The 11,678-nt window shown below is 37.0% G+C and carries 9 protein-coding genes; 4 read left to right on the forward strand and 5 right to left on the reverse strand.

From position 1 onward, the window contains the following. Window positions 1-10: 10 nt before the first annotated feature. Window positions 11-214 carry a BcsR/BcsP family cellulose biosynthesis protein gene (gene bcsR, locus L1264_RS14245; RefSeq protein ID WP_135925662.1) on the reverse strand — a complete coding sequence of 68 codons (204 nt, stop codon included), beginning with the start codon at window positions 212-214 and terminating at the stop codon, window positions 11-13. Between the two features lie 118 nt (window positions 215-332). On the opposite strand from bcsR, the gene bcsE reads away from it, so the two are divergent. The 3 genes from bcsE to tyrR all read left to right on the forward strand — a co-directional run bounded on the left by bcsE (window position 333) and on the right by tyrR (window position 5,366). Beyond that, the gene (gene bcsE / locus L1264_RS14250) at window positions 333-1,961 is read left to right on the forward strand and encodes a cellulose biosynthesis protein BcsE (RefSeq protein WP_199527003.1); all 1,629 of its coding nucleotides are present in this window, start codon (window positions 333-335) and stop codon (window positions 1,959-1,961) included. 169 nt (window positions 1,962-2,130) lie between these two features. After that, window positions 2,131-3,705, forward strand: a complete 1,575-nt coding sequence (gene bcsG, locus L1264_RS14255; protein ID WP_199527002.1) for a cellulose biosynthesis protein BcsG — start codon at window positions 2,131-2,133, stop codon at window positions 3,703-3,705. Between the two features lie 104 nt (window positions 3,706-3,809). Beyond that, on the forward strand, window positions 3,810-5,366 hold the full coding sequence (gene tyrR / locus L1264_RS14260; RefSeq protein WP_135925654.1) for a transcriptional regulator TyrR: 1,557 nt from the start codon (window positions 3,810-3,812) through the stop codon (window positions 5,364-5,366). Between the two features lie 79 nt (window positions 5,367-5,445). Here tyrR and L1264_RS14265 read toward each other — a convergent pair whose 3' ends face one another. Next, window positions 5,446-5,934 (reverse strand): hypothetical protein, encoded by a 489-nt coding sequence (locus tag L1264_RS14265; RefSeq protein ID WP_135925652.1) that lies wholly within the window; start codon window positions 5,932-5,934, stop codon window positions 5,446-5,448. 109 nt (window positions 5,935-6,043) lie between these two features. Between L1264_RS14265 and L1264_RS14270 the strand changes: the two genes are divergently transcribed. After that, window positions 6,044-6,574, forward strand: a complete 531-nt coding sequence (locus L1264_RS14270) for a thioesterase family protein (RefSeq protein WP_135925649.1) — start codon at window positions 6,044-6,046, stop codon at window positions 6,572-6,574. A 64-nt stretch (window positions 6,575-6,638) separates the two neighbouring features. On the opposite strand, the gene L1264_RS14275 is transcribed toward L1264_RS14270, so the two are convergent. The 3 genes from L1264_RS14275 to L1264_RS14285 form a co-directional block, all read right to left on the reverse strand. Next, window positions 6,639-8,357, reverse strand: a complete 1,719-nt coding sequence (locus L1264_RS14275) for a DUF642 domain-containing protein (RefSeq protein ID WP_199527001.1) — start codon at window positions 8,355-8,357, stop codon at window positions 6,639-6,641. Between the two features lie 343 nt (window positions 8,358-8,700). Beyond that, the gene (locus L1264_RS14280; RefSeq protein WP_138556815.1) at window positions 8,701-9,945 is read right to left on the reverse strand and encodes a DUF642 domain-containing protein; all 1,245 of its coding nucleotides are present in this window, start codon (window positions 9,943-9,945) and stop codon (window positions 8,701-8,703) included. A gap of 397 nt (window positions 9,946-10,342) precedes the next feature. Next, window positions 10,343-11,575: a DUF642 domain-containing protein gene (locus L1264_RS14285; protein WP_199527000.1), complete on the reverse strand. Its 1,233-nt coding sequence runs from the start codon at window positions 11,573-11,575 to the stop codon at window positions 10,343-10,345. Window positions 11,576-11,678: the final 103 nt, after the last annotated feature.

Raw genomic sequence — 11,678 nt, forward strand, 5'->3', positions numbered from 1 at the left:
GACTCTTTAACTACTTTATTATTCTTGTGTATTGGGCATCTGCTATTGCGTTTGAAATATCGCTAATAAGAGGATACTTCTCTATTGTTTTACGATTTTTTTCGACATCTGTAATTTCGACATACTCTTGCTGCCTGCCACCAAACTTTTGCAATAAGTTGTCTATGTCGTATTGAGTTAATGTATTCGATTTAGTTACTGCAAAGTTATTCATTTAAAACTCATAGAAAAATATTTGTTTAAAAAATATCAACAAGCGATGGACATAGCCTGCATTATATATAGAATACCGCTTAAAACTAGTACTAAAGTATTTTTTAAAGGAAATATTTGTGTCATATTTAGACATAACAGGGTTAAAGGCTGCGTATTCTGATTTAAGGCGAGGGGCAAGCTATGCGTTTCTTTCACCTTTAAATAGCCAGCTTTTGGAGTTGGTTGGGCATATGTTGTCTAACAATAAAGAACCTGTATTTGTCTTGTCTGAACAAATTGATTTGTTTTTTGATAGCCAAGGCTCGGATGTTTTGTTTAATTTATTTGAGCAAGGGTTACTCTATCCGTTTCATTTACAGCATAGTAATAACGTATCAAAAAGCGCCTCTTTTTCACGAGGCATCATCCGAGAATTAAAGCACTACAAACAGCTACAAAATAGCAGTGTCTTTGTGCATTTAGACTCTGTTGTTATCGCATCACTAAGCGATGAGCAATTAATTGAGAAGCTTACCCTCTACCAAGCACTCACTAAAACTAAGGATGTGACTTTAGTCTTTTTAATTTCAGGTGCGCAGCTTGGTGAAGCGAGACAGCGATTACACGCTATGAATCGCTTTTTTGATGGTCTAGTTCATATGACAAAAGAAGCGTCAATTCGCTCGCTTGAGTATGATTTTTGGGCGCATAGAGAGGGTGTAATTGCTGGACGTACAATTAATCTGCAATTATTTAATGGCCAATTAGCACTAATAGATTCAGACGTTAATCGTACTGTAGAGAGCGATGTATTATTACAACAAGATTTAGACGAAGACGAGGTATGGCTGACTAGGAATGCAGTTCCTCAAGGTACCAAGCTCCCGGCTTCATTTAAAACGATAGATGATAATGATACTTTGTTTTCAATCAGTCTAACTAAGAAGGCGGCAACCATAGTTTTTGCTGTTTCACGCAATACAGACTTATTAGCATTAGCTAAAGATTGTTTTTCACTTCGTAAAAAGTGTGGTCGAAAATTAAAATTGGTAATACAAAATGTAGATGGTGTCATTCGTCACCAAGATGAGTGCCTATTTTTAACGCTCGGTGTAAATCTTATTTTATATAGTTTTTCGGAGCCATCACGTTTGTTATCTCAAATTCAATCAATTCAAGGGTTTCAATTTTCTAGAGCGCTTCCTCACTCATTGGATGATGTGCTTAAAGAAAGCGAAAATGTATTATCAAAAGGTTATTTGCCAATCACGAAATTTTCTGAGCAAGTATTAAAGCACAGTGATTCAGCAGCTAATTTAGGTGTCAGTGGGGTGTTTGTAAAACTTCAATTGTTACCAAGAATAGATGCTATTCATCCGCTGCATTTATTTCACGTAAAACGAGAGGGGGACATTCTTAGTTATGCAGATGGGTATATCTATTTGTACCTTCATGCTTGTCGTGAACACGATGTAGAGAATGCGATTAAACATTTGTTTAAGTTGCAAATAAGTGATTTCTTTTCATCAAAAAATATCATTGCAGATCATTTTTATATTCAACAGGCATGTCGACGTATTCACCAACGCTATGCTGACAGCGATGTACCTGATTACACAAAAGAATTGCAAAATAATGTGCGAAATATATTAGATGCAAAGCCGGCAGGTATCGCAAACTTGGATAAAGAGAAGCCTGAATTTAGAGAGCTTAGCCGGCCAATTTCAGAACAGGTTAAAGTGACCTTAAAAAGCGAAGTATTATGAGCTTAAATCAATTTTTCATCACCTTTGCTGTTGCATTGGTGTTAGGGCTCTTTGTTAGTAAAGCAGGTAAGTTACTGTTTAAAAGAGCCTTACTTTTATATCGCACATTGACATTTAGGCATGTGATATTGACCCCCTATACCCCTAAAAAGCAAAAGAAGGATAACAAGTGAGGTTGTCAGGTCTAGGTATTTGGAATTTATATTTTTTAATTAAGTTTGTATTGTTTAGCCAAGGAGCTATTTCCTTTGATCTATTTGCAAATTTAGCGTTCTTTTGTTTTCTGGTTATTTCATTTGATAAGGTTTGGTTAACACGGCTTAAACAGGCTATCAGTGTGGTCATTGGCATTGTCTTGATGTATCAGGATTCTTGGCTGCCGCCTATTTCGCGTTTAACAAAGCAAGCAGATAATTTACAAGATTTCAGTATTAGCTATTTTTTTGAAATAGCCTTTCGCTTGATCAATTTAGATTTTGTCTTCGCTTTATTTGTTGCAATTGTTTTTTATTTTCTAACTGTTAAATGGTTACGATATACCAGTTTATCAGTTGTTGGTTTTATCTATGTATACTGGCTTGGCTCAACACCTTTAAATGATAGCTCTTCACCGGTTTTAATGGCCACTAATGAAAAAGCTCAAACGCCTGTCACTGTGACGCAGAGTGCTCAGCAGAAAACACCAGATCAACAGTTAGGTGACTTTTATCAACAGCAATCGCAGCTTATTAGTCAGTTTCCGAAAGCCTTTAATGGTGAACCATTTGATGTTGTTGTGCTTAACATATGTTCATTGGCTACGGCAGATCTCAATGCAATTGGTGTAAAGCCTAGTTCACTTTTTGCTAATTTTGACATTTTATTTAGTCAATTTAATTCTGCGACCTCGTATAGTGGTCCGGCAGCTATTCGCTTGCTGCGAGCAAGTTGTGGACAAACAAGCCAAGCTGACTTATTTAAACCTGCCAGACAAGAGTGCTTACTATTTAATAATTTGGCAGAGTTAGGATTTAACACAAATGTGGCTATGAATCATGATGGACATTTTGATGATTTTATTGGCTTGATCAGACAGTATGGTGGTGTTTCGGTACCTAAACTTGATTTTAGTAATCTAAAGCCTGCTCAATATGGTTTTGATGGTGAGCCTATATACTCAGATGCTGATATTTTATCTAATTGGTCAAAAAAACATCAGAATAGTCAGCAGCCTCAAGCACTTTACTACAATACCATTAGTCTCCATGATGGCAATCAAGTTGCTGGCCGTGAGAGGATGAATAGTTTGGCAAGTTATCCGCTTAGACAGCAACGTTTATTCGATGACATTGATACTTTTATTGGTCAATTAGAAAGTTCAGGGCGAAATGTTTTGCTTGTGGTAGTGCCAGAGCATGGCGCTGCTTTAGAAGGTGACAAGCTTCAGTTTGCAGGGTTACGAGAAATTCCGAGTCCTTCTATTGTTTCTGTACCAGCAGCTGTGAAGTTTATTGGCCCTAAAATACAGCATTCTCAGTTAAACGAAGTAAATGAAACGATGAGCTATTTTTCGTTATCTGAGCTTATTAATAATGCCTTTGAACTTGATATATTCGCCGCTAAAGTGCCTGTTAAGCGTGTATTAGATAATCTGCCTACCTCTGAGAAAGTAGCAGAAAATCAAGACACAGTAATGATGTATTTTAAAAATGAACCCTATATTCAACTTGATGGTGGAGAGTGGACGAAATATCCCGGTAAATAGACAGTTTACTTAAATTTGTCAAAAATTCTTTACAATAGACTACCCAGTTGATGGGACTTAGCGTATTATTCTCATACTATAGGTTCCCGTTTTTTGAGGATGTAATGCGTTTAGATATCCACTGTGCTGACCGAATAGGTATCGCACAAGAGATTCTCAATATCTTGGTGAGTTACCAGGTCGATTTAAAAGGCATCGAAGTAGATTCGGTAAATTGTCGTATGTACGTCAGTTTCCCACCTATTGAGTTTGAACAATTCCAAAAAATTATGCCATCAATCCGCCTGATTGATGGTGTAAAAGATGTCCGTACCACTGCATTTTTACCTTCTGAGCGAGAGCATAATGAATTAAATACATTACTGCGTGCATTACCTGATGGTGTTATTTCTATTGATGCAAAAGGGTGGGTGCGCTTGTGTAATGATGCTGCTTGTCGCGACCTGCAATTATCTGAAAGTGAGGTTATAGGCGCCAACATCAATAACTTGCTGAAAGGATTTAATTTTACTCGTTGGCTTGAAGGGAAAGAGGTTCTTGGTCAAACCACACGGGTAGAAGTGGCTGGTGAAGACTTTATAGCAGATATTTTGCCTATTTCTGTACCACAAGGTGCTGAAGGAGATGTATTAGCTGGCGCGGTGATTAATATTAAGTCGCAAAGTCGCCTAGGTCAGCAAGTGAGTGCGTTTCGTCGTTACGGCCAAGAAAGCTTTGCTACCATACATAATTTTAGTACAGCAATGCGCCGTGTTGTTCGCGAGGCGCGTAAAATGGCGCAGTTAGAGGCTCCGATCCTCATAACAGGTGAAACCGGTACTGGTAAAGAGCTTTTAGCTCGTGCCTGTCATTACGCGTCAAATCGTTCTGTAAAACCATTTATTGCATTATCGTGTGCTTCACTGCCGGATGATGTCGCAGAGTCTGAATTATTTGGTTATGCGGGCTACGAAGAAAACGCAGCACCAAAACGCGGCGTTTTAGAGCAAGCTGATGGTGGTACGGTATTTTTAGATGAAGTTGGCGAAATGTCGACTCAGCTGCAAACTAAGCTACTACGTTTTTTACAAGACGGTACTTTCCGTAAAGTTGGCGATGAAAACGAAGTAAAAGTAAATGTGCGTATCGTTGCTGCAACACAAAAAGATTTACCTGCTATGGTTCAAGAGGGCACATTTAGAGAAGATCTATATTATCGTATCAATGTACTAACTCTAGAAATTGCACCATTACGCGATAGAAAAGCTGATATTGGCCCGTTAGCAGAGCATTTTATTCAAAAGTATGCCCAGCAGAATGGTCATTCAGTACCTGTATTATCGGAAGATTGCTTACGTTTTTTACAGGATTATCCTTGGCCTGGAAACGTCCGCCAATTAGAAAATGCGATTTACCGTGCTGTGTCCTTGTTAGATGATAACGAATTACGTATTGAGCACCTGCAGTTACCAACTTTTACCCATGATTTAGGTTATCTTGAGTCTGACTTTGAAGGGACCTTAGACCAAGCGGTAAAACGTTTTGAAGCAACGCTATTGCGTAAGTTATACCCTGCATACCCAAGTTCTCGTCAGCTCGCTAAACGTTTGGGGTTGAGTCATACCGCAGTGGCAAACAAACTTAGAGATTATGGGATTAACCGAAAGACTGTGAAGGTTTAATGGTAACAGCTTGCAATAATATTTAATTAAGCAAAAAAGGCTTAGGTGAAAACTAAGCCTTTTACTTTTCTATTGAATACTATTGTTTGGTACCCATATCTTTGGTGACACCATCAATGGCGATATTTTTTATACCATCGTGATCGAATTTGATCACGATACTAATATTATTGCGGGCAAAAAAGTAATCTCGGTTATCAAGGCTAATTACGTAATCACCTTTAACAGAATCACTGAACTTTCTCTTTTCAAGTTTTAAGGTGTGATCGGCAATATTCCAACTAAAGCCTTCAATGAAGCCATTATTGAATTCTTGAACCCACACTTGCTCTTCATCTTTACTAAGCGTGATGGCTACAGAGTAAGATTCTGGTAGTGACATGTCATAACTTTTATCGCCAATGGTGAACTTCTCAGCTTCTTGTTGCCACGCAAAACCAAACTTAAATGCCTTTTCGACACCCGTTGGATAGCGTAAAGAGCCCTCACCAGGAAAGTTAAAGTCAGCAAATGCTGAGCTGGTGAAAAAGCTTGCACTAAATAGAGTTACCAAACTAAATAATTTCATTAGGTTATTCTTTTTTTATACTAATATATGCACAGATTAGAGCAGATTATTCGCCTTAGCAATATGCTGTGATACACTTTGTGCATTATCAACTGGTTAGACCTTTACTGTGAACCTCTATTTTCGACTAATACTGCTGTTTTTTAAAATTAAACGTAATCGTGATTATCAACAATTATTAGATACGATTGATATTGAATTCAAAGCGTTACCAACCGATTGCGATATTAATTTCCATCTAACTAATTCTCGTTATTTAGCGATGATGGATCTTGCTCGTACTTGGATGACTGAGCGAGTAGGCTTACTAAAACATATTATGAAACGCCGTTGGTTCCCAATCGTTAATGCGACTGCAATTACCTATATTCGTGATATCAAACCTCTTCAAAAATACACAGTGAGTACGCGTTTAGTTGGCTGGGATCATAAATACTTTTATATTGAGCAAAAGTTTCACTCTGAGCGTGGTCTACATGCGATTGCTTATGTGCGTGGTGTATTTAAACGTAAGAATGGCGTTGTGAGCGTTGAGGAAATGCTTGAAGTCGCTGGCTTTAAAGGTGTAACACCTATTTTGCCAACAGAAGTGATGCATTGGAAAGAAATGTTAGAGCAAAAGAAACTAACAAATAAATGATACCAATTTAGTGATTAATAAAAAAATGCCAGCTTAGCTGGCATTTTATGGCTTTAAACTCAGTTTACTTCATGCAAACTGCTTCACTAACAAATGTTAAATCGCTTACATGTGACGGGCCTTCCATCACGAATGTCGCTTCCGCTGTGTTTTGATCTAAGGTATAGATTTTCGCATTCTCACCGTTTTCTCTACCTGAAATATAAATTGTACCATCATCAGCAATTGCAAGGCCTGATGCCCAATTAACACCGTGCTCACCGACTTGGGTTAATTCAAAACTACCCATATCTAAAGTATAAAGTGCTTTACCTGTTAAAACGTATAGCACGTTGAAGTCACTTGAGTATGCAATGTCGCCATCAGAGAAAGTATCCCCCTCATACGAAAGCTTCCCTAATACTGTTTTCGCACCTGTTGCTAGGTCAAAATCGTACATGTATGTTTTGCTTGTAGCACGTAAAGATAGGCCATCCGGGGTTACCGTTGAGCGATAAATCGGGAATGATGTTACATCTGCAACTTCAGCTTGTGTGTCAGTGGCTAAATCTAGGCTGTAGATTTTTGATGCTTTACTGCTGCTATCAAGCTGCTCCATGAAGTAAAGCATACCATCTTTGCTAGCGATATTTGATGCCGTATTGTTAAGGCCAGCAATAATCGACACAGCGCTTGACTCTGGATTAAAGTGATAAACGTAGCCCTCTGTTTCTGAGCCAAAGTTGTTGATGCCGTATAAACCGGTAGTAACAGCGCAAGGTTCAGCAATTTCTGTAACAACAACATTGTCAATAAAACCACCAATACCTGCATAACTACCCGTACCTGCTAATGTAATTAGTGAACTTCCATCTGTCCCTTCAACTGTGTAACTATACTTAGTCCAACCACGTTGAGTTGTGGTTAAGGCTTCCAATAATTCACCATTCCAAAGCACCTCAACATCATTAACACCTTCGGTATTATCTACTCGGCCAGAGTAATAGAAGCTAAATTCATATTGTTTACCAGCTTCTGTAGGTATCTCTTGAAAAGCGCTATAAGCACCAATTGAATTTAACTCTAAGTACTGCTCACCATCTTGTGCGTCAATTTTACCTAAAGCAGATGATTGCAGTTCAAGCCATAGGTTTTCATTGGCAGTCCAGTTTGTTAAATTTTCAAAAAATTGATAACGGCCATCAGCAGCAGTTACCCTGTCTGCTTCGAAAGAGCCATTTTGAACTAAGTTAGTTGCTGGGTTTGTAACTTCTATAACAGATATATTATCTACTAATCCACCATAGCCGTTTGCTGCACCGGCACCGGCAATTGCGATTTCAGATTTTGTTCCTGTAGCTTCGATAGTATAGGTGTATTTTTTCCAACCTTTTTGACTACTATTTAAAGCTTCTAATAATCTACCATTCCAATATACTTCTATATTATTTGTACCTTGTGCACCGTTAACACGTGCAGAATAATAGAGGCTAAATTCATATGTTTTACCAGGAGTTGTTGTTATTTTTTGAGAGATACGATAATTTTTTGTTGAGTTAAGTTCTAAATACTGATCACCATCTTGTGCTGTCATTTCCTTTAAAAGGTTGGTTTGAACTTCAAAATATACACTTTCACTGCTGCTCCAATTTGAAAGTTCATTATAAAGCTGCCAAGTACCAGATCTTTCACTTATTTCATCAGCTTCAAATGAACCATTCTCAACTAAATTAGTATTTGAAACAGCAAAAGTTGATGCGATAGCTAAAGGTAATATTGCTAGTTTTGATATTTTTTTAATCATGATTAACCCATTTATATTTGGTTTTATTTATGTATGAGTTAATTTTATTTTAATTAAAGTGGTTTTCAATTGTTGTTTGTGTTTTCTTGTTTTGGCTAGGTTTGTAATTTTGTATGTTATTGAAAGTTATAGGTTAAGATGCTCCTAGGAATTTTCATATTATTTTTTGGCTTTGTTTTATACTTTACTATTGTTTTTATTTTAAAGTTTAGTTTGTTTTTATTATTTTGGTATTCATTATTAGGGTTTTCTTTAATGCTATTTAAAAGCTTGTTTTTTCTTTTTAGTTTCGCGAGATAAAAAAATGCCAGCACAAGCTGGCATTTTATGGCTTTATATCAATTTACTCGAATGAGCAAATTGCTTCACTAACATAAGTTAAATCATTAACATGTGCAGGACCATCCATTACAAATGTCGCTGCAGCAGTATTTTGATCTAGAGTATAAATTTTTGCGTTTTCTTTGCTTTCACGGCCAGATACATAGATCGTACCGTCATCCGCAATCGCAATACCAGATGCCCAGTGAATACCATGCTCACCGACTAATGTTAACTCAAAGCTGCCTTCATCAAGGGTGTATAAAGCTTTACCAGTTAGTACGTAAAGCACATTATTGTCACTTGAGTAGGCAATGTCACCATCAGTGAATGTATCACCCGAGTATGTTAACTTTCCAACGATGTCCTTCTCACCGGTCACTAGGTTAAAATCATACATGTAGGTTTTACTTGTAGCCCGTAAAGTCTCGCCACCTGCTTTCACTACAGAACGGTAAATAGGGTATGAAGTGGTATCAGCAACTTCTCCTTGCACACCACTTAATAGATCATAGCTATGAATCTTTGAAGCTTTCGTTGTGCTATCTAATTGTTCTACGAAGTAAAGCATACCACCATAACTTGCAATATTTGATGCAGTATTAGACACGCCTGAAACAATGGTTACAGCATTTGACTCTGGGTTGAAGTGGTAGATGTAGCCTTCGGTTTCTGAACCAAAATTATTAATACCATATAAGCCTGTAGTAACTGGGCAAGGCTCAGGAACTTCAGTTAAAGAGATGTTATCAATATATGCACCATATGAATCAGAGGTTCCCGCACCAGAGAACATTATTTCAGATGTACCGCCAGTTGCTTCAACAGTGAAGTTATATTTTGTCCAACCTCGAGTAGTACTGTTTACTAAAGCTATAGAGGTACCATTCCAAAAAACTTCTGCTTTATTTGTTGTTTCATTTCCTTCTGAACGAGCAGAATAGTAAAAGGTTAACTCATATTTTTTACCTGCTTGTGTCAATACATTTTGTGAGATGCTGTAATTTTCTGTTGAATCAAGCTCTAGGCGTTGCTCACCATCCTGTGCTAGTAAGCTCGTTTGTTTGTTTGTTTGTATTTCAAATTTAGCATTACTGCTTCTAGTCCAGCCTGGAATTTGATCAAATAACTGCCATTCGCCGTTATGATCGGTTACAGGATCAGTATTTTCGAAAGAACCATTTTCTACCAAATTTGTACTAGACATTGCAATGCCAGATGCGATAGCTAAAGGTAAAACTGCTAGTTTGGTTACAAATTTTTTCATGACATTCTCCGTTATGTATTAATATTAAAATTCTAATATTATTCGGCTCTTTTTCAAATGTATATTAGTCTTTTTATATTAAGTGTTGACGAATTTAACTGTTAACCTGTTGACTTTTATTGTGTTGTTTTTATCTAGGAAATTTCTTATTTTAAATTTTATTTTTTTTGATTTATTTTTTGGGTAGGTTTTTTGTATTTGTTTTTTATTTTTTCTAGTTAAAAAGTTATTGCTTTTTTCGAGGTGTTTTTTCTGAAGGTCTTATTTATTGTTTGTTTTATTTTTCAGATTTGTTACGCGTAATTTTAAATCAATGTTGAGGAGAGGTTTTTATATAAAAATGATGGGATGTTGAAATAATGCCAGTATTAAACTGGCATTAAAATATCAAATGTATTTATTCAACTGAGCAAACTGATTCACTAATGTAAGTTAGGTCATTCAGATGTGCAGGACCGCGTAATACAAAAGTTGCTTCAGCAGTATTTTGATCTAGCGTATAAAGTTTCGCGCTTTGACCACTCTTTCTGCCAGTAACGTAAATAGTACCATCATCGGCAACTGCTAGGCCTGATGCCCAATTTACACCATGCTCACCAACTAAAGTTAGTTCTAACGTGCTTTCATCTACAGTGTAAAGTGCTTTATCAGTTAATAGGTAAAGTACGTTATTATCATATGAATAAGCGATATCACCGCCGGTGAACTCTTCACCTTCGAAGCTAAATTTACCTAATACTTCTTTCGCCCCAGTTTCAAGGTTGAAGTCGTACATGTAAGTTTTGCTTGTTGCACGCAAGTTAAGTCCATCAGGAGAAACTGTCGAACGGGTAATAGTGTACGAGTTAGTATCTGCTAGTTCGCTTTGTGTATTTGTTTCTAAATCAAGACTATAGATTTTTGAATCTCTAGTTTCGCTATCTAACTGCTCCATAAAGTAGAGCTTTCCGTCTTTACCAGCGATATTTGCAGCAGTGTTAGTAACACCAGCAATTGGTGAAACTGCAGATGTTTCTGGATCTAAGTGATAAATGTAGCCTTCAGTATCAGAACCAAATTTATTAATCGCGTATAAACCAGATTTAACTGAGCAATATTCTGCAACTTCAGCGACAGATACATTGTCTATAAAGCCACCGGTACTACCACCTGTTCCAATACCTTTTAGGGTGATTTCTGAACTGGCTTCACTCGCTTCTACAGTAAAGCTGTATTTTGTCCAACCTTTAAATTTAGCATTAACAACGCCTAAAGATTCACCATTCCAAAATACTTCAACTTTACTAGCTGTGTCATCACCAGAAACACGTGCTGAGTAATAGAAGCTAAATTCATACATTTTACCAGCTTCTGTTGATACAACTTGAGACACGCTATATTGTTGCGTAGAGCCAAGTTCTAGGTATTGTTGGCCATCTTTTGCTTTAAGAATACCCAAACTATTTGTTTGTACTTCAAAGGGGGCATTAGCGCTGCGTGTCCAACCTGTAATTTCATTGAATAATTGCCATTGACCACTAACAACTTCTGCTTCAAATGATCCATTTTCAACAAGATTTGTGTTTGCTACAGCAAACGCTGAGGCAACCGCTAGTGGCAATACAGCTAACTTACAAACTAAATTCTTCATAAAATATCCTTTCTTTGATTAGATAAAGTGTTTTTATCTTCTTTATTTTCATCCTTTATATGAATATTTTCAATTTAGGTACAAGGTTTGTTTGTGGGTTTTA

This window comes from Pseudoalteromonas sp. APAL1, assembly GCF_021532475.1.
Taxonomy (GTDB): Bacteria; Pseudomonadota; Gammaproteobacteria; order Enterobacterales; family Alteromonadaceae; genus Pseudoalteromonas; species Pseudoalteromonas lipolytica_C.